Origin of the sequence: Flavobacterium sp. UGB4466 (genome assembly GCF_903469665.1) — a bacterium.
GTDB lineage: Bacteria > Bacteroidota > Bacteroidia > Flavobacteriales > Flavobacteriaceae > Flavobacterium > Flavobacterium lipolyticum.
Window position 1 is genome coordinate 22,013 of the sequence record NZ_CAGKLC010000023.1, and the last position, 19,497, is coordinate 41,509.

Genomic DNA, 19,497 nt, shown 5'->3' on the forward strand with positions numbered 1-19,497 from the left:
GCGGCACTTCACGCGTGCTTTTGTTCCGCAAAAAACTGAATAATCCAGCTACTTTAATTATTTAATCTCTTTCAGAATACTCTCGGCTATTTTATTATAGTCATTGTTGTAGTGATGTGACCCGGGCAAAGCAATAGTTTTGATTCCGGCTGCTGAGAAACGATTGCGGGTTGCAACGTCTTCTTCATCTCCGAAAAAACAAATTGGATCATAGGACTTGATTTTTTTTATTTCGGAAATCACATCAAAAGTGTCCTTCGAACTTTCCATACTCAGCATGTCTGCAATATGAATTTCAAAATCAGCTTTTACATCCGGAGACAACAAATACAATCCTTTTAATTTTTCTTTTAGGGGTTCCGGAAAATTACCTGCTACAAACGGAATTACAGAAGCACCAAACGAATAACCGGCAAGTATAAATGTTTTTCGATTCCATTGCTGTAAATAATGTTCAACTGCTTTGGCTATTGCATTCGAAGTCTCGGCAGGAGTTTTGGCATTCCAAAAATATTTCTGGGAATCCAATCCTATTACGGCAATTCCTTTCTCTGCCAATGCTTCACCAACAGATTGATCAAAACTAGTCCATCCCCCATCACCTGAAATTAAAAAAGCGACCGGCAAAGATTCCTCTTTACTTTTTGTTGGAATTAAGATTAAAGGCATTTCAAAAGGCAAAGGTGCAAGGTGCTGTTCTTTCAGCAAAAGGTTTTGTTCTGATTTCTGCTGATTATAATTCGGGGTATTCAAAATCTCCCTGAAGGCAGCTGTAAATTGAGGCAGCCAGTTTTTAGTAACAGAAAAACCATGTCCCACTTTGGGCAGTGTGATTAGTTTTCCCTGCTTCATGCCTTCCATGTATTTTTGGGTGTCGGCATAATTACAAACCTGATCGGTGATTCCTTGCAAGACGATAAAAGGAGCCGATAATTTTTCGGTTTTTTCCAGAAAATAAGCTTTTCCTTCTTTCAAAACATGTGAAGTCAGTCCGGAACCATCGCATAAAGTCCTGTCGGTTTCTATATCGGGACAAAACCCTAAAGCAATGGCTCCGCCAAAAGTATTCGCGGGAGCCTGAGCCAGCATACCATAGATCAGGGTTGCTCCCGAAGAATATCCGGCCAATATTGGCTTTAGATATTGCTTCATCTTTATCTTTTTTTGCAGCATCAGACTAAGCTCTTCAAAGTCTCCGGCAGGATAATAACATTTGGATTTTTCTTTTTTGATTTCCTTAAAATAATACTGAATATCAATCCCCGCAACCACAGCTCCCTGGTCGACAATATTTTTAGCCATATCGACGACACCGCTGTTCCATCCGCCATCACCTGACACAAACAAAACAACCGCTGTTGGTGTTGTTTTAGGTTTGTATATCATAATTTTTCCAAATGCTCCAACCCTTAAAGTATCTGTTGTTACGGCATAAACATTAGTCCCAAAAATAAAAACCGACAGAAGAAGTGTTACGACTTTGTTCATCTTGATTGTTTTTTAACATTACGAAATCTTAAACTATAAACCTGTTGGGAAAAATTGATTTAACACATAGAAACATAGTCTTTGCATCCCTAAAAAAGGCGTTTCACTTTATTTAAATACACAAAGTATTTACTATGTGAGAGAAATTTGTTTCTTTTTGTATTCCTTTCCAGTTTAAAAATCTATGTTTCTATGTGTTTAACTAAAAATTTAGTAATTACGCCCAACGAGTTAAACTGGAATTTTCCTATTATACATTATGACTGAAATTGCAATAAAATAAACATACAGATTGAGCAGAAAAAGCCTTTGCCATAATCCTCTGCATGAAGCAATTAAATCACCTGCCTCAGAAGGAAAACGAATCCCAAAGCACAACAGCGTAATACTGCCAATGATAAAAACAATCCATGAAAAACAGTAAAACGGTGAATTGTCTTCTTTTGAAATCACGCTGCACATTACTAAAGGCAGCAATACTGCAGCAATAATTCCGATACCCCCTGCAATATCATGCAAAAGAAACGAGAATGTCCTTTTACCGTTTATGCTATCCGCTTTAAACAAACCGGAGCCTATCCCTTCTCCTAATCCATACATCACAATCAACAAAGAAGCAAGTTTTACATATCTCCCATCTTTCTCAAAGGCTTTTCTGAAAAAGACTCCAAAAAAAACAAATACGATTCCAATTAAAATCCACCAGGCAGAAATTAATTTAGATACCGGACTAATAGTGGCTCCCAACGAACTAATGGTGTTCTGCAGCTGACTATACCCCTGATAATACTTTCCTAAGACAAACAGTACTATACAATCTGAAATACAGGCAATTATACACATTACTGCTGCTGCTCTAACCCAATTGAATGGTACTGTTTTCCCGGTCTTCATCTTCTCCATTATGGTTTTACGACTTTATTTAAAACTAGCGGAGCCTGCAGCAAATCATAATCATGCGTATACACTAAGTATTTATTGTACCAAACCGGAGAAAATTTTTCCTTAAAATCACGCAATCCTTTATAATGTGAAAAATACTTAATTCTTTCATAAGCAAACTTCATTGACTTTTCCGGAAAAGTGTCCGGGTCTTCAATTCCACTCATCGCAGCTAATCCTAAATTGACTGACGTACAGCCCTGAGTTTTCAAATAAGCAAAAAGTTCTAAAAGGATAAAATCGATGATGCCATTCGGCGCATCATTGGTTTTCCGAATCAAATCGTAGGTTCCTTCTCCTTTAGCATAATCCGGAATCACATTTAAAAAAGCCACAATTTTCTCTTCTGCATTTTCAACTGTTATGATGGTTTGCTGTTTGAGTTCTTCCCAATCAAATTTACCTTGCGAAAAAACGATTTCAGTTCTTCCGGTACCTGCAAGCCATTCATCACTTACCGCTTTAACTTTTTGCAGCAATCCGTCTTTAACCGGTGCGGTATGAATGGTAGTCTTAAACCCCTTTTCTTTGACTTTGCTTATCGCATTACGCAATGATTTTTTAGCCCCTCCTTCCATAGTAAATACCGATAAATCTACGACAGCTTCCTGTCCTATAAACAAATTCTTTTTGTGTAGTGAGGCAAAGAGTTCTAAATTTTCTTCGGGTACACGATAATAAATACTTCGCAAGCCATTCTCGTAACAATACGAGTCAAACTCGACAATACACTGTTTAAATTCATCCTCCGATGCTGCGACGGGGTTTTCTAAAACCACCGCAAAACTATCCCCCACACGATAAGCTAAAAAAGACTTTTTACTTGTCGCTAAAAAAATATTTTTATCGTCATACGTTTTAAAATAATCCAAAGCAGAAGTTCCATAAAGAGTCAGAAGATCTTTAGCAGATAAAAAATCATCTTCTACTGCCTCTTTCTTTATGGTGTAGGGACGAATTAAGGCAAAGATCAAAAAGCCAATGGATAAAAAACCACTAATGTTGATGGAAAGTAAAAAGCGCCTTGCAAATCTGTCGAGGGGAACCAAATCAGAGCTCCCCACCAAAAAGTAATTCTGAAATCCATATCTAATAGATTGCTGCCAATGAAAATCGATACCAAAATGTTTCTTATCCAAAAAATAGAATCCCAGAATGCTGTATATTAAAACAGCTGCCATAGTAATTAAAACTGTTTTTAATCCGATACTCTGCAAGTGCGAATTGCTCTTGATATAATATTCTTTTCTGGTAATAATTAAACTGATAAAAACAATCAAAGCGATTACTGCTTCTTCATAATCAATGGCCTTTGTGAGGTGTCCGATCACAGAAATACCGCTTAAGAAAATGGCAGACCACCAGGCATTTCGCAAACCTTTGAGCATAAATGTCGCATTTACCAACATGAATAAACCCGCAGTTATCACAAAATCATTTGATGCTTTAATAGCCGAGACAGGAATAATGTTTCTGAGAATGTGCAGTCGTTCTGAAATAGCCGGAGTTAATACAGACACTATATTTATTAACCCCAGAACAAAAAGTAAAAACGATGGCACCACCCGCATCAATAAGGTATTCGCATGAAACAAAAAAACTAGTGCCCCTGCAACTAATGGAATCCAAAATTCGAAGAAACGATACAAAAAAGTGATGGCAATAGCACTAACATTATCAAACCCGAATTGTATTAATATAAAACTCATCGAGATTTCTATAGCCCCTAACCCTCTCAAAAAAGGAGAAACGATTAAAAAAACAACCGAAACAATGTATCCTATTACAGCGGCAGGCAACGACGGTTCAAACCCCAAAGCAATCATCGCAATATACAAATGAGCTATTCCGGCAAACTCGATGAGTACGGAATACAAAACAACTTGCAGAAATTTCTTTTTTAAGATTCTGTTTTGTTGCAAATCATCTAAAAAGACAACTGCAGAAGGAAGAAGTTTTATAACGAGACGGTACAGAGACCCTTTTTTTAATATCGAATCATAAATCAGAAAAACAAACAAAGCTAAGATCACAACCGCTCCCAGGGCATATCCTACACCAGACCCCGCAGTTCCCTCAAATAAAGAGTAAATTAACGCCGGTATTGCCACAATAATAACCGAGAGTATCCCGACAAAACCATAAACTACAGAAGCAAAATGAATTTGAGTTGGTTTTACACCGCTCTTTTCAATGGATTTTGTAAAAAAAGCTAAAGAAGAAATTCCTCCCGCCGGCAAAAAAACGCTTACAAAATTTCGCTTGAGAAATAAAACAATGGCCTGTTTAAAAGAGATCCCACTTTGAACAGCTTTAAAAGAAGCAAAATACATTAACGCCTGAAGAGATACATACAAGAAAGCAAGAGCAATTCCGCACGAAACCCAAAAAAAGCTGGCATTGGTAATTACAGTATTAACTTCTACTAATTCCGAACGTTCGTGTTTGATAAACCAGATTCCGATTCCAATAAAAAAAATAGTAAATACAAACTGTCTGATAATTTTATCATTCTCACGTAAAAAAGAGACTCCCTTTCTGTCTTTAAAAAAACTAAAAATGCTATTGGAAATCACTTGTGTCTTCATATTACAGCGATTAATTTACTTATGAAAAATGAAACCTGTTTCTATATAAATATACAATAATTATCTATCTATCAATCATTTAACCTGCTATTTTTCTCACTTTTACAAACCATGAAAAGCTAAGGCTAATTATGACTACAGCTAATTAACTTTTTCGGATCAAGAACAAAAGTTGGTAAAAAGGACTGAAAGCCAGAAAAGCGCGAGCATAGTGCAAAGCGCTACAACTTCGATTAAGGTGTAGAATTATCCTGAAAGGGCAAAAGCAATTTTCAACTCCAACAAATCCCAATAAAAAAAGCATTCTTAGAGAATCAAGTACTAAATATACCGGATGCTTTTCTTTGCGGACAGGCTTTTGCCCTTTCAGGGCGTAACCTACAATTGCCATCATCATTCATAGTACTACGCACGATGCTTTTGCCATAGTTCCTTCACAGCAAATCCAAATTTCAATAGTGCTCCTGTCACAATTGAAATTTGGATTCAAATCTTTTCCTACGCAAATCAAATAATCAGATTTGCATTCTATGCGGCTTACAAAAACAAAAAAGACTGTCTTCTCAGACAGTCTTTTAAAATATTTTTAGTGGTGTAGAACTTCTTCACCTTCTTTCATCGGTACATTTTGCGGTACAAAATCTACATCGTGATTCGGGTTACTGTAGTCATACGGCCAACGGTATACGTGAGGAATTTCACCTGGCCAGTTACCGTGGATATGTTCTACAGGAGTAGTCCACTCTAATGTTGTTGATTTCCATGGATTCTGAACTGCTTTCTTACCGTAGAAAATACTAACGAAGAAGTTGTATAAGAATACTAATTGGAACGCACCTCCTACAAGAGCAAATGTTGTAATTAAAACATTCACATTTTGTAAATCATCAAATAATGGGAAGTTTGTGTTTGTATAGTAACGTCTTGGTAAACCAGCTAATCCGATAAAGTGCATTGGAAAGAATACTCCGTAAGCACAAACTGCTGTGATCCAAAAGTGAATGTAACCTAAATTTTTATTCAACATTCTTCCGTACATTTTAGGGAACCAGTGGTAAATACCAGCAAACATTCCATAAAGTGCAGAAATACCCATTACTAAGTGAAAGTGAGCAATTACGAAGTAAGTATCGTGAACGTTAATATCCAGCGTACTATCTCCTAAAATGATTCCTGTTAAACCTCCAGTGATGAAAGTAGAAACCATTCCGATAGAGAATAACATTGCAGGGTTGAATTGTAAGTTACCTTTCCATAAAGTTGTGATCCAGTTGAACGCTTTTACAGCAGATGGAATTGCAATCAATAAAGTAGTAAAGGTAAATACAGATCCTAAGAAAGGATTCATACCTGAAATAAACATATGGTGACCCCAAACAATTGTAGATAAGAATGCAATTGCAAGAACTGACATAATCATCGCTCTGTAACCAAAGATAGGTTTACGAGAGTTTGTAGCCATAATTTCAGAAACAAGACCCATCGCTGGTAAGATTACGATGTAAACCTCAGGGTGTCCTAAAAACCAGAATAAGTGTTCGAACAATACTGGAGAACCACCTTGGTAGTGTAAAACCTCTCCGGCAATATAGATATCAGATAAGAAGAATGAAGTACCAAAACTTCTGTCAAAGATCAATAATAAAGCAGCTGACAATAATACAGGGAACGAAATAACACCAATGATAGCTGTTACGAAAAATGTCCAGATAGTTAATGGAAGTCTTGTCATAGACATTCCTTTTGTTCTAAGGTTGATAACCGTTACAATGTAGTTCAAAGATCCCATTAAAGAAGATGCGATAAAGATAGCCATTGAAACTAACCATAAAGTCATACCTGTTCCAGAACCTGGGATTGCTTGTGGTAAAGCACTTAATGGTGGGTAAATTGTCCAACCTGCAGATGCTGGTCCAGCTTCAACAAATAAGGAACATAACATTACTACAGCAGATAAGAAGAACAACCAGTATGAAATCATATTCATAAATCCGGAAGCCATATCTCGCGCTCCAATTTGAAGTGGAATCAATAAGTTACTAAAGGTTCCGCTCAAACCGGCCGTCAGTACAAAGAATACCATGATGGTACCGTGAATGGTAACCAAAGCCAGATAAATATCATTTGCCATTACACCATCAGGTGCAAATTTATCTCCTAATAAAACATTAAAAATTTTAAAAGACTCTTCTGGCCAAGCCAATTGCATTCTGAAAAGCAACGACATTGCAATACCAATTACTCCCATTACAATACCTGTAAGTAAGTATTGCTTAGCAATCATTTTGTGATCAATACTAAAGATGTATTTAGTAATGAAGGTGTCTTTATGATGATGTTCGTGCTCGTGATCGTGTCCGTGATCGTGACCGTGCGCTTCTGCTGACATATATGTGTACTTTAAATTTTCTTAATAAATATTATTTCATAGCCACTTTAGCTACAACTGCTTTAACCGTATCAATAACTGCTTTCACAGTATCTTTAGCAGTACTATCAGTGCTCGCTTTTGCTTCTTCACCAGCCTTTTTTTCAGCATCTGCAGCAGCAGCGGCTTTAATATCCTGAGCTAATGTAGTTTTTTCGCTTAACCATTTTTTATAATCTTCCGGAGTATCCACAACTACTTTCATTTGCATGTTGTAGTGAGAAGATCCACAGATTTTATTACATAATAATAAATAGTCAAATGTATAAGGATCTAAAGCTGTTCCACCTTTAGCCACTAACTCAACGCTTTTTTCAGCTCTAAGTTTATTGATGTGTGCAACTTTCTCCACCATAAAAGGTAACTCTCTGTATTCAGAAGTAGTGTACGTTGGAATAAAAGCAAATTCAGTAACCATACCCGGAACACAGTTCATCTGCGCTCTAAAGTGAGGCATGTAAGCCGAGTGCAATACGTCTTGAGAACGCATTTTGAAATGTACTTTTTTACCTTTTGGAATATGCAATTCAGTAACTACAATATCATCCTGAGCATTAGGATCAGACATGTCAACTCCTAAAGTATTAACACCTTCGATTAAACGAACGTTTGCTTTTCCTAAAACATTGTCCTGACCAGCATATCTTGCTGTCCATTTAAATTGTTGAGCGTATAATTCAATTTCGATTACATCCTCGTCTTTATCAACAAACATAATGTTGTTCCAAGCGTATAATCCGTAAAGAATTAAACAAGCCAAAACTACAGATGGAATAATACTCCAAATTGCTTCTAATTTATTACTATCAGCAAAGAATAAAGCTTTTTTATCTTTATGTCCTCTGTTTTTAAAAGAGAACCAGTATAATAAACCTTGTGTAATAAACTGAACTACAAAAATTAAAACCCAGGTAATATTCATTAAATTATCTACCAAAAGTCCGTGCTCTGAAGCCGGAGTGTGAAGTGCTAAACCACCCCATTTTAGTAAACCGTAAATCGTAAAGATATAAATGAAAGCCAAAAAGCCAAACATAACATACCCCTGAACATTATTATCATTATCAGATGCTACTTGCGAATCGTCCGAAGAAGAGGATCCCACCTGCGTAAGATCGAATATCTTGGTCAATTGCCACAATGCAACTGCTAATAAAACTAAAACTATAATTACCAACAAACTTGTCATCTGTTTACTTCTTTAAATATTAATAATGAAAATGTTTACTTTCTTCAATGAAAGGATTTCTTTTTGCTAACAAAGGAGCTTTAGTTAATGCAGTAAATACGACAAAAATAAACAAACCTAAGAAGAAAAGAATAGATGCAATTTCAGAAACTCCAATAAACCATTTATCTCCAACTGTACCAGGCATAATCATATTAAAGAAATCAACATAGTGTCCTAACAAGATCACTACACCAGCCATTACGATAACCCAGTTAAGACGTTTGAAGTCTGTATTGATCAATATTAATAATGGGAACAAAAAGTTCATAACTACAGCTCCAAAAAATGGTAAGTTGTATAATTGAATTCTAGTTACGAAATACGTAACCTCTTCAGGAATATTAGCGTACCAGATCAACATGAATTGTGAGAACCATAAGTATGTCCAAAATACACTGATACCAAACATGAATTTAGCTAAATCATGAATATGGCTTGTGTTTACATATTCTAAATATCCTTTAGATTTTAAGTAGATCGTTACTAATGCGATTGTAGTAATACCACTTACAAAGAAAGAAGCAAAAACATACCATCCGAACAATGTACTGAACCAGTGTGGATCAAATGACATAATCCAGTCCCAAGACATAATAGACTCAGATACGATAAAGAAAACTAAGAATCCTGCAGATAACTTAAAGTTCTTTTTGTAGTATAGATCATCTTTAGCTTCGTCCTGAGCCAAACAGTTTTTTCTGGAATAGTGACGGTATAAGTTCCATCCTATTAAAAAGATTGCTGCTCTGATGATCCAAAATGGAAAGTTAAGGTAACCTGCTTTTCCAGCAATGATAGCATCATAATTAGCATGTTTTGGATCTGTAACTCCTTCTCCTAACCAAACGAAAATGTGGTTAAAATGTAATCCGCAAAGTACTAAAATAATAAAGAATATAACAGAACCAGCTGGTAAATAACCTGTGATTCCCTGCATTACTCTAAACAATACCGGAGACCAACCTGCCTGAGCAACTTGTTGAATAGCATAAAATGCTAAAACTCCCATAGAAAGTAGTAAAAAGAAAATACAAGCAACATATAATGCTGACCATGGTTTGTTTTGCAATTGGTGCAATACATGCTCCAAATGTTTTTCATGTTCACCTGCGGCATCAACTTTCGCATGCTCTCCACCTTCGTGTGAGTCATGTGAAACTTTTGCAGCTTCATGAGAAACTGCTGGAGTTTCTGCGTGCGCTGCACCTTTAAGTGAATCATGTGAAGCTTCTGCTGTATCATGTGAAGCTGCCGGAGCTTCTGCATGTGCAGCACCTTCATGTGAAGCTTCTGTAGCTTCATGACCTGCAGTTTCATGAGAAGCTTCCGCAGCTTCACCATGCGCAGCACCATGAGAACCATGAGCATCTGCAGCTAGTATTTTTTCAACTTCTTGAATATCTTTAGGTGCATTTAAAAAACCATACCCAATTCCTAATAGGCCAAGAACCATTAGGACGATAGAAAAAGTTTTTAATTTACTTGAAAATGTATACATATCTATTACGATCAGTTTGTTCAACAATTATAATTGGCTTTTTAGTTTTAGAACATAGTCAGCAACTAACCAACGTTCGTGGGCACTTAATTGATTTGCATGTGAACCCATTGCATTTAAACCATAAGTCTCAACGTGAAAGATACTCCCTTCAGTGATTACTCTGTCTTTGTAGCTAGGTACTCCAAGAAATTTTTCTCTTTCAACCAATTTACCTTTACCGTTTCCAGTTGCACCATGGCAGCTGATACAATAAATTTCAAAAAGTTCTTTTCCTTTTTCAGAACTTTTTTCAGCTTCAGTCAAAGGTGATTTTAAATTTGCTTTCGCTAATTCATAACCAGCAGTTGAATTCTCATACTCATAAGGTTCAAAACCTCTGTTGATAGTTCCTTCTACAGGAAGCTGTCCTTCTTTTCCTCCTTTAAATATTTTTGCTTCTGTATAGGGCTCGTAAGCAACAGATTCATACATATTTGGGAAATACTGATAGTTTGGTGCCGAATTATTGTGGCAAGATGAAACTAAAATAGTTATACCAACTAAAAGTGTTATTTTATATATCCTTTTCATAGCTACAATTAATTCTTTTCGATTACTTTAACTTCAACAGCTCCTGTTCCTTCGAAAAAAGAAACTAATTCTGCTTCGTTATCATTTACAGCAACTTCCATTAAGAAATGGTCGTCTGTTGTTCTTACATCAGGATTTTCAGCTTGTTTGAATGGCCACAATCTACTTCTCATGTAAAAAGTGATTACCATTAAGTGGGCAGCAAAAAATACAGTCATCTCAAACATAATTGGCACAAAAGAAGGCATATTCTGAATGAAACTAAAACTTGGTTTTCCACCAATATCCTGAGGCCAGTCATGAATCATGATATAACTCATCATGAATGTTGCAACAGAAATACCAACACATCCGTATAAAAATGCACAAATTGCTAATCTTGTTGGTGCTAAGCCCATAGCTTTATCCAATCCGTGAACTGGGAATGGAGTAAAAACTTCTTCAATATGATGATGAGCAGCTCTGGTTTTCTTTACTGCATCCATCAAAATATCATCGTCATTATAAATGGCGTATATTACTTTATTACTCATGGTGTGAATCTTTATTTGCTGCTCTTTCTCTAATATAATTATCTCCTGTTCCTTTCAAAATTGTTTTCACCTCCGCCTGAGCAATTACAGGGAATGTTCTGGAGTATAATAAAAACAATACGAAGAAGAAACCAATTGTTCCGATGAAAATTCCAATATCAACGAATGTTGGTGAGAACATTGTCCAAGAAGATGGAAGGTAATCTCTATGTAAAGAAGTAACAATAATTACGAATCTTTCAAACCACATTCCGATGTTTACTACAATCGAAATAATGAAGGAGAACATGATACTTGTTCTTAGTTTTTTGAACCACATGAACTGTGGAGAGAAAACGTTACAAGTCATCATCGACCAATATGCCCACCAGTAAGGTCCGGTAGCTCTGTTTAAGAAAGCATATTGCTCATACTCTACACCTGAATACCAGGCTACGAATAACTCAGTGATGTAAGCAACACCTACGATAGAACCGGTGATCATGATAATGATGTTCATCAATTCGATATGTTGTAGTGTAATGTAAGCTTCAAGATTTGAAACTTTTCTCATAACGATCAACAAGGTGTTTACCATCGCAAATCCTGAGAATACCGCTCCTGCAACGAAGTAAGGAGGGAAAATCGTGGTATGCCATCCTGGGATTACAGAAGTAGCAAAGTCCATCGATACAATGGTGTGTACAGAAAGTACAAGTGGAGTAGCTAAACCTGCAAGTACTAAAGATACTTCTTCAAAACGCTGCCAGTCTTTTGCTCTACCGCTCCATCCAAAACTTAGGATAGAATATACTCTTTTATTGAAAGGTGTTATTGCTCTATCACGTAGCATTGCAAAGTCAGGCAATAAACCAGTCCACCAGAAAACTAATGATACCGAAAGATACGTTGAAATTGCAAATACGTCCCAAAGTAATGGCGAGTTAAAGTTTACCCATAAAGATCCAAATTGATTTGGAATAGGTAAAACCCAGTAAGCCAACCATGGACGACCCATGTGAATAATTGGAAATAAACCTGCCTGAACTACTGAGAAGATAGTCATCGCTTCAGCAGAACGGTTAATAGCCATTCTCCAACGCTGACGGAAAAGTAATAATACCGCAGAAATTAATGTTCCGGCGTGACCAATACCAACCCACCAAACGAAGTTCGTGATATCCCAAGCCCAACCAACTGTTTTATTTAATCCCCATGTTCCGATACCTGTAGATACAGTGTAAATTATACAACCTAATCCCCAAAGGAAGGCTATTAATGCGATTGAAAATACAATCCACCATTGTTTGTTTGCAGGCCCTTCAACAGGTGCAGCTACATCTACTGTTACATCGTGATAAGATTTATCACCTATAACTAAAGGTTTTCTAATGGGTGCTTCGTAGTGAGACGACATAATCCTTTATATTGTTTCTAATTAATAATTTTACTAAGTATTTCTAACTTTTACATGATAGAAAACGTTCGGTTTTGTACCAACATGCTCTAATAAATGATACATTCTTTCGCTTTCTGCTAACTTAGCAACTTCGCTTTCTTTATCATTTACATCTCCAAACACCATAGCTCCAGAAGAACAAGCTGCAGAACAAGCGCAAGCATTGTTGAATTCATCTTTCGCCACAACTCTTCCTTCACGTTTTGCCTGAAGAATAACAGCTTGTGTACTTTGAATACAGAATGAACATTTTTCCATAACTCCACGAGAACGAACGTTTACGTCTGGGTTTAATACCATACGACCTAAATCATCATTCATGTGATAGTCGAATTCACTGTTTTTGTTGTACAAGAACCAGTTGAAACGACGTACTTTGTATGGACAGTTGTTTGCACAGTAACGAGTACCAACACATCTGTTGTATGCCATGTGGTTTTGACCTTGACGACCGTGAGATGTTGCTGCAACCGGACAAACTGTTTCACAAGGAGCGTGGTTACAGTGTTGACACATTACTGGCTGGAATGCAACCTGTGGATTGTCTCCTGGTTTTTCCATTTCATTAAATGTAGATAATGAACTTGATAAACCTGCAATTCCTTCTTTTCTTTCGTTATCACCTTCAAAAGTGCTTTCAGAAGAATAGTATCTGTCGATACGCAACCAGTGCATATCACGGCTTCTTCTTACCTCTGCTTTACCAACAACAGGAACGTTGTTCTCAGCGTGACAAGCAATAACACAAGCTCCACAACCTGTACAAGCATTTAAGTCGATAGAAAGGTTAAAGTGATGTCCTGTAGAACGATCAAATGATTCCCATAAATCTACTGTTGTAGCTTTAACTTCCTGGTGATCTAAAGATACCATTGGCTGTGGATTCCAATGTTCAGCATTTTCTTTGTTAAATACATCAAGGGTAGTTTCTTTAATGATATCTCCTCTACCCATTAATGTTTTTTGTCCCTGAACACAAGCAAACTCATGCTCTCCATTTGCTTTCGCAATAGAAACAGACTGAACACTATTGAAATTTTTATATAAAGCGTAAGCATTTAAACCTACCTGCATTTCTTCTTTTAACGCTGCCTTACGACCGTAACCAACTGCTAAACCAACTGTACCAACAGCTTGTCCTGGCTGAACAATTACCGGAACGTTTTCTAATTTAGCCCCGTCAGCAGTAGTAATAGTAGCATAACTTCCGTTCAAACCACCATTAGCAACGATTTCATTTGATAATCCTAATTTTTTAGCATCAGCATTAGAAACAGTAACATAGTTATCCCATGAAACTCTGGTAATTGGATCCGGGAACTCTTGTAACCAAGGGTTATTAGCATGTTGTCCATCTCCTAATCCTGTTTTAGTATATAATACCAATTCGAAATCACCGGCAGCTTTAGATTTTGCAAGTGCATTTGCAGCGGTAGCAGCATCAACAGCACCTCCAGACAATGCAGAAGATCCAACTACTGCAACACCATCATGTAATACTTTGTTCCAAGAAGATCCTGCAGTAAATGCTGAAGAATTAACTTTTAAATAATCATAAAAAGTACCTCCGGCACCATTTAATGACAATAAAACATCCTGAAATTGTTTGGTATTAAAAATAGGGCGAATCGTTGGTTGCGTTAAGCTATAAGTTCCGCTTGTTATTTCTAAATCTCCCCAAGACTCTAAATAATGAGGAGCCGGAGCAGCAACAGTAACAATTGAAGCAGTTTCATCTTCTTTTAATGAAAAAGCAACAGATGTTTTAACTTTTTTCAATCCTGAAACAAAAGCAGCTGAATCAGCTAAAGTGTAAACAGGATTAACTCCACTCATAATTAAAGTATGAACACTTCCAGCATTCAGATCTTTAATTAATTGAGAAACAACAGCATTCGATCCTTTTCTAATTTGTCTTGCTCCTGCAGTAGTATAAGCTTCACTCGCCAATATTTGATTGATAGCTAAAACTAATAACTGAGCATTTTTATCTTCAATTCCGGATACCAGAACCCCTTTAGATCCGGCAGCTTTTAATTGCTGAGCAGCTTTCACTACCTCTGCTTTATAAGCAGCATCTAAAGTAACAGGAACAGAAGCACCTGCAATAATGTTATATATTTGAACTAAAGCCTGTTTTTGAACAGCAGTAGTCATTGGAACACGCTTATCAGCAGCGGCTCCGGATAATGTCATATTTGATTCGAATTGGAAATGACGGGACATTTTTCCGTTTTGAGGAATACGTCCTTTTGCATATCCACTATCGTATCCACCACCTTGCCAGTCTCCTAAGAAATCAGCTCCAACAGATACAATTAAGTTAGATTTTGAAAAATCGTAATCAACTAAAGCTCTTTGACCATATACAGCCTGAAAAGCATCTAAAGCCTCAGATGAAGAAACTGCATCATAAACAACATGCTTAGCATTTGGATTTTTAGCAATAAATTCAGCGATTAATTTTTCAGTAGATGGACTTGCAAGTGTATTTGTTAATAATACCACCTGTTGGTTTTTAGCTTTTGCTTCAGCTAAACTTGATTTAATTTTCAAATCAACAGCCGACCAAGTAGTTTGTTTACCATCTGCTTTTGGCTCTTTTAAACGAGCGCTATCATACAATCCTAAGATAGATGCGTGAATTCTCGCATTGGCTGCAAATTTAGCACCAGCGATTGCATTGTTTTCAATTTTAATTGGACGACCCTCACGAGTTTTTACCAAAAGATTAGCAAAATCAAAACCATCAAATACAGTAGTTGCATAATAATCTGCAACACCAGGAATGATTTGCTCTGGTTGTAAAACATAAGGGATAGACTTGTGCACAGGACCTTCACATGCAGCAAGTGTAACTGCCGCAGTACTAAATCCTACGTACTTTAAAAAGTCACGACGTGAAGTTCCAGATGAAGCTAAAGCATCTGCATTCCCTAAGAATTCATCTGTAGGAATCTCTTCAACAAACTCGTTATTTCTAAGCGCCTCAACAATAGAACTATTTTCTAGTTCTTCAACACTTTTCCAGTATTTTTTGTTTGATGACATTGTATATAAATATTAAAATCTTAATAATTCGATTAATAGTGGCATTTACCGCATTCTAAACCTCCCATTTGCGCTGCAGTTAATTTCTCTACACCGTATTTTTTAGAAAGTTCAGCATGAATTTTATCATAGTATGCATTTCCTTCCATCTTAACATCAGTTTTTCTATGGCAATCAACACACCATCCCATTGTTAATTTAGAGTATTGCTTCATGATTTCAAATTCTTCCACAGGACCGTGACACGTTTGACATTCGATACCTCCAACAGTAACGTGTTGAGAGTGATTGAAGTAAACAAAATCAGGCAAGTTGTGAATACGAACCCATTTTACTGGTTGCGTTTTTCCGGTATAAGCTTGCTTTGCCTTATCCCAACCAACTGCATCGTATAATTTTTGGATCTGAGCATCGTAAAATGCCTTGCTGTACTCAGGAGTAGCAGTAGTTTCAGCAACTTCAGAGATGTTTTTATGACAGTTCATACAAACATTCAAAGATGGAATACCAGCAGTCTTACTTACACGAGCAGCAGAGTGACAATATTTACAATTGATTTCGTTATCACCAGCGTGAATTTTATGAGAATAGTGAATTGGCTGAATTGGCTCATAATTTTGATCCACACCAACTTGCATTAAGTATCCGTACACAAAATATCCACTTGCCAATAGCAAGAATATTGCAGTAACTAATACCAAGAACTGGTTTCTAGCGAATGCTTTCCAGATAGGAGTCGTAGCTTCTTTAGGAGCAACTACAATTCCATTATTACTAGCCACTTTAGTCAATACTTTGTTCACCATGAACAACATTACCACCAAGATAGCCATTACAAGTGCAAGTGCACCTAAAATAATATTGTTTGAAATACCACCACCGTCAACGTTTGTTCCCGGAGGAGTTGCAGCTCCACCACCAGCAACAGCTGGTTCAGCTTTTACTTCAGAAGTATAGGCGATAATATTATCAATATCCCCCTCAGATAATTGAGGAAAAGAAGTCATTACTGACTTGTTGTTTTCTTCAAAAAGCTTCACAGCCACAGCGTCACCTGACTTAATCATGTCAGAACTGTTGTGAATCCATTTATAAAGCCAAGCTTTATCATGCTTTTCAGCAACTCCCCTTAAAGCAGGACCAGTTGATTTGGCATCTAATTTGTGACATGCAGCGCAATTTGCATTAAAAAGTTCTTTCCCTTTTACCGGATCACCACCAGCAGTTGCAGCCGGAGCAGCAGCAGCTTCAGTCGCCGCAGGAGCAGCTGGATCTTGAGCAAATGAAGTTAGGGAGAAAATCAGCGTTAGCGATAAGCTAAGCAGCAATTTTCTTGAGATCGAATTATGGTTACCCACCTTTTTCATATAGTATAATAATTATCTACTAATTTTTGGTATGATTTTTTCTGTAGTAAATCAACAAAAAACTAATACCTTCTTTTAAAACTTGCACAAAAATACGACTTATGTGTTATTCTCAAAACCTTAAAATAGTCTTAAATATCAATTTATATCAATTCTAAATAATATCAAATTTTCACATACAATTTTTAAATAGTATTTTTGCTCAAAAACCACCACATTATGAGAATTTTAACCCCATCTAAAAGAGTTTTCTTCACGCTAACAATGATCACTTTAGCTTACAACATTCAGGCTCAGGATCAAAATTTAACACTAAATCAGGATCCAAAATTTGAGCAATTATTGAATGATAAACGCAAAATTAACACATCAATAAGTACAAACGATACCTATAAAATTCAAATCTTCAGCGGCAAAAGCGAAGAAGCAAAGAAAACGTTATCGGATTTCAAAAGAGAATACAGCAACATCGACGGAACCATAATTTTCAACACCCCAAATTACAAGGTTATTGTTGGAAATTTCAAGACCAGAATAGAAGCAGAAAGAAACCTGGCAGACATCAAAAAGAGATACAAAAGTGTTTTTCTACTAAAGCCAGGGAAGTAAATTCTCAATTAAAACAGAACAATCAAAAAAAAGGGCAGCTTCACAATCGAAGTTGCCCTTTTTCGTATGATTTACATCCAACTGCAAGAACATAAGTTTCACCAGCAAACTACATTCCTTCACAACAAACATCACCCATTAGTTTTCATTGATTTCAACACCTGAAATACCTCTTCCTTAACCTGCAATAAATCAGTATTGAAAGCGGTATTCACACGAAGACAATCCACAGTAGCCTTTCCCATTTCCCTACCTTTCACTACGTCACTATGCCAATGCACATTACAAATCAACCGACTTTCACCAAAGTCAAGTCCCCGCTCAAGAATTACCTTCTCCTTATCCGGAAAGATTTCACTAAACACCAAAGCCCATGCCCAGCCTACAGCAGCATGTCCTGACGGAAAACAGCCTACTTTACGCAGTACCTCTTCCAGCTCGGGAGTACAAGTTTTTTGCTTGTTAACCACAAAGGGCCGTTCGCGATTGTAAAAATTCTTCGCCGTATACGTCGACAATCTTGCATCCGTCATCACCCGACGCATAAGCAAATACAACTTAGGCGTAAGCACCTCATTAATATCAATTCCCAAAGTAGCCTCAAACGATCTAACCGCATGCGGAAAAGACAAATTGGCATCACTAACAGCCTGCAAAAAACGAATCTGGTCTTTAGATTTTGACACTCTCCTGGCATACTCCAAGTCGAATTCAAAAACAGCAGAAGCAGGTTCAGGAGGCGGAGCCAACAACACCAAACTATTTGGCATTTCACCATCAGAAAGATACCCATACAACAAGTCAGGCATTTCAACTCTCATCTCTTCCACATTTACAAACTTATGCTTAGCCCCGTCAGACTTGCCCCTTTTGTCAAAAAGACGGGTGATACTATTAAATAATTTTAGTCCCATACGAAATACGCAATCAATTCAGCTTTATCTCTTTTTGCAAAACTAAAAAAAATCTTACAAATAAATCAATTCCACCTCTCACAAAACCAATAAACATTCCAACTTTCTCTTCCATATTATAAATGGAAACACGATAATCTGAAATTTGTTCCAATAAAAAAGTCCCAACTTTCGCTGGAACTTTAGAATATAAACACGGGACAGTACATCAAAAAAAACTTTTAATTCACCACCTTAATTCCATCTGCCATAAACCGTATTTCTTCTTTCGGCATCTTGATCGCATCAATTTCAACCTTTGATTTTTTAGCATCTTTAGCATAATGCTTCAACTCATCAACAGAAGTGATTTTCTTCTCGGCCGTACCTTCCAAAACAACATTTTTACCTTTTAAGGCCGTTGGCACAAAAAAAGCATAGTCCTTCATTTTCACAAAAAAGGAAGATCCATCTTCTGTTTTAACAGTAACCCAGCATCCTTTCTTCGGACAAACATCGGTCACAACTCCTTTTACTGATATATTTTCAGCTTTATTAGCAGTTTTTAAGTCGTTTTTCAACTTCTCAACCGTGATCGCTTTGCTTTCTGAAATTTTCGAAACATCGGCACCGTAATGATCTCCCACTACAGCATTTCCTGCCGGAGGAGCACTTTTTTCAACTGCTTCCTGCGAAAAAGACACTGAAGAAAAACTCGCAGAAAGAACGATTGCAAATATAAATTTTCTCATAATTAAATATTTTTTAATCAAAAATAGCATTAAAATTGAAATAAACGAAAATATTAATGACACCTCATTTTTTTAAACACTACAAACTTCGTTTAAATATTCCCAC

General features: G+C 36.7%; 14 protein-coding genes. 1 reads left to right on the top strand and 13 read right to left on the bottom strand.

From position 1 onward, the window contains the following. Positions 1 to 57: 57 nt before the first annotated feature. The 11 genes from JO950_RS08510 to JO950_RS08560 all read right to left on the bottom strand — a co-directional run bounded on the left by JO950_RS08510 (position 58) and on the right by JO950_RS08560 (position 17,137). Complete coding sequence (locus JO950_RS08510; protein ID WP_202702256.1) at positions 58 to 1,488, bottom strand: AcvB/VirJ family lysyl-phosphatidylglycerol hydrolase; 1,431 nt, start codon at positions 1,486 to 1,488, stop codon at positions 58 to 60. Positions 1,489 to 1,719: 231 nt separating this feature from the next. Beyond that, positions 1,720 to 2,391 carry a DUF998 domain-containing protein gene (locus JO950_RS08515; RefSeq protein ID WP_202702257.1) on the bottom strand — a complete coding sequence of 224 codons (672 nt, stop codon included), beginning with the start codon at positions 2,389 to 2,391 and terminating at the stop codon, positions 1,720 to 1,722. Further along, positions 2,391 to 5,018, bottom strand: a complete 2,628-nt coding sequence (gene mprF, locus JO950_RS08520) for a bifunctional lysylphosphatidylglycerol flippase/synthetase MprF (RefSeq protein WP_202702258.1) — start codon at positions 5,016 to 5,018, stop codon at positions 2,391 to 2,393. Before mprF ends, JO950_RS08515 begins: the two co-directional genes overlap by 1 nt. 586 nt (positions 5,019 to 5,604) lie before the next feature. Continuing rightward, on the bottom strand, positions 5,605 to 7,407 hold the full coding sequence (locus JO950_RS08525) for a cbb3-type cytochrome c oxidase subunit I (RefSeq protein ID WP_202702259.1): 1,803 nt from the start codon (positions 7,405 to 7,407) through the stop codon (positions 5,605 to 5,607). Between the two features lie 31 nt (positions 7,408 to 7,438). Then, positions 7,439 to 8,635, bottom strand: coding sequence for a cytochrome c oxidase subunit II (locus tag JO950_RS08530; RefSeq protein WP_202702260.1), 1,197 nt, complete (start codon positions 8,633 to 8,635; stop codon positions 7,439 to 7,441). Positions 8,636 to 8,654: 19 nt separating this feature from the next. After that, positions 8,655 to 10,175 carry a quinol:cytochrome C oxidoreductase gene (locus JO950_RS08535; RefSeq protein WP_202702261.1) on the bottom strand — a complete coding sequence of 507 codons (1,521 nt, stop codon included), beginning with the start codon at positions 10,173 to 10,175 and terminating at the stop codon, positions 8,655 to 8,657. Between the two features lie 27 nt (positions 10,176 to 10,202). Next, positions 10,203 to 10,748 carry a cytochrome c gene (locus JO950_RS08540; protein WP_026110155.1) on the bottom strand — a complete coding sequence of 182 codons (546 nt, stop codon included), beginning with the start codon at positions 10,746 to 10,748 and terminating at the stop codon, positions 10,203 to 10,205. An 8-nt stretch (positions 10,749 to 10,756) separates the two neighbouring features. Next, complete coding sequence (locus JO950_RS08545) at positions 10,757 to 11,281, bottom strand: DUF3341 domain-containing protein (protein ID WP_017498155.1); 525 nt, start codon at positions 11,279 to 11,281, stop codon at positions 10,757 to 10,759. Further along, positions 11,274 to 12,677 (bottom strand): NrfD/PsrC family molybdoenzyme membrane anchor subunit, encoded by a 1,404-nt coding sequence (nrfD, locus tag JO950_RS08550; RefSeq protein ID WP_017498154.1) that lies wholly within the window; start codon positions 12,675 to 12,677, stop codon positions 11,274 to 11,276. Before nrfD ends, JO950_RS08545 begins: the two co-directional genes overlap by 8 nt. Positions 12,678 to 12,710: 33 nt before the next feature. After that, positions 12,711 to 15,770, bottom strand: coding sequence for a TAT-variant-translocated molybdopterin oxidoreductase (locus JO950_RS08555; protein ID WP_202702262.1), 3,060 nt, complete (start codon positions 15,768 to 15,770; stop codon positions 12,711 to 12,713). Positions 15,771 to 15,802: 32 nt separating this feature from the next. Beyond that, positions 15,803 to 17,137 (bottom strand): c-type cytochrome, encoded by a 1,335-nt coding sequence (locus JO950_RS08560; protein WP_202702263.1) that lies wholly within the window; start codon positions 17,135 to 17,137, stop codon positions 15,803 to 15,805. A 219-nt stretch (positions 17,138 to 17,356) separates the two neighbouring features. Between JO950_RS08560 and JO950_RS08565 the strand changes: the two genes are divergently transcribed. Then, a complete protein-coding gene (locus JO950_RS08565; RefSeq protein ID WP_202702264.1) occupies positions 17,357 to 17,746 on the top strand; it encodes an SPOR domain-containing protein in 390 nt (129 codons plus the stop codon). Positions 17,747 to 17,877: 131 nt separating this feature from the next. Here JO950_RS08565 and JO950_RS08570 read toward each other — a convergent pair whose 3' ends face one another. Together JO950_RS08570 and JO950_RS08575 are read right to left on the bottom strand one after the other, a co-directional pair. Then, positions 17,878 to 18,660 (bottom strand): phosphatase PAP2 family protein, encoded by a 783-nt coding sequence (locus tag JO950_RS08570; protein ID WP_202702265.1) that lies wholly within the window; start codon positions 18,658 to 18,660, stop codon positions 17,878 to 17,880. A 221-nt stretch (positions 18,661 to 18,881) separates the two neighbouring features. Continuing rightward, the gene (locus JO950_RS08575; protein WP_202702266.1) at positions 18,882 to 19,391 is read right to left on the bottom strand and encodes a DUF4920 domain-containing protein; all 510 of its coding nucleotides are present in this window, start codon (positions 19,389 to 19,391) and stop codon (positions 18,882 to 18,884) included. Between the last annotated feature and the right edge of the window lie 106 nt (positions 19,392 to 19,497).

What these genes read in the sequence shown, in the direction of transcription:
- JO950_RS08555 (WP_202702262.1), bottom strand. Translation starts at nt 15,770, where the DNA reads ATGTCATCAAACAAAAAATACTGGAAAAGTGTTGAAGAACTAGAAAAT.
- JO950_RS08530 (WP_202702260.1), bottom strand. Translation starts at nt 8,635, where the DNA reads ATGACAAGTTTGTTGGTAATTATAGTTTTAGTTTTATTAGCAGTTGCA.
- JO950_RS08575 (WP_202702266.1), bottom strand. Translation starts at nt 19,391, where the DNA reads ATGAGAAAATTTATATTTGCAATCGTTCTTTCTGCGAGTTTTTCTTCA.
- mprF (WP_202702258.1), bottom strand. Translation starts at nt 5,018, where the DNA reads ATGAAGACACAAGTGATTTCCAATAGCATTTTTAGTTTTTTTAAAGAC.
- nrfD (WP_017498154.1), bottom strand. Translation starts at nt 12,677, where the DNA reads ATGTCGTCTCACTACGAAGCACCCATTAGAAAACCTTTAGTTATAGGT.
- JO950_RS08540 (WP_026110155.1), bottom strand. Translation starts at nt 10,748, where the DNA reads ATGAAAAGGATATATAAAATAACACTTTTAGTTGGTATAACTATTTTA.
- JO950_RS08570 (WP_202702265.1), bottom strand. Translation starts at nt 18,660, where the DNA reads ATGGGACTAAAATTATTTAATAGTATCACCCGTCTTTTTGACAAAAGG.
- JO950_RS08565 (WP_202702264.1), top strand. Translation starts at nt 17,357, where the DNA reads ATGAGAATTTTAACCCCATCTAAAAGAGTTTTCTTCACGCTAACAATG.
- JO950_RS08525 (WP_202702259.1), bottom strand. Translation starts at nt 7,407, where the DNA reads ATGTCAGCAGAAGCGCACGGTCACGATCACGGACACGATCACGAGCAC.
- JO950_RS08545 (WP_017498155.1), bottom strand. Translation starts at nt 11,281, where the DNA reads ATGAGTAATAAAGTAATATACGCCATTTATAATGACGATGATATTTTG.
- JO950_RS08560 (WP_202702263.1), bottom strand. Translation starts at nt 17,137, where the DNA reads ATGAAAAAGGTGGGTAACCATAATTCGATCTCAAGAAAATTGCTGCTT.
- JO950_RS08515 (WP_202702257.1), bottom strand. Translation starts at nt 2,391, where the DNA reads ATGGAGAAGATGAAGACCGGGAAAACAGTACCATTCAATTGGGTTAGA.
- JO950_RS08510 (WP_202702256.1), bottom strand. Translation starts at nt 1,488, where the DNA reads ATGAACAAAGTCGTAACACTTCTTCTGTCGGTTTTTATTTTTGGGACT.
- JO950_RS08535 (WP_202702261.1), bottom strand. Translation starts at nt 10,175, where the DNA reads ATGTATACATTTTCAAGTAAATTAAAAACTTTTTCTATCGTCCTAATG.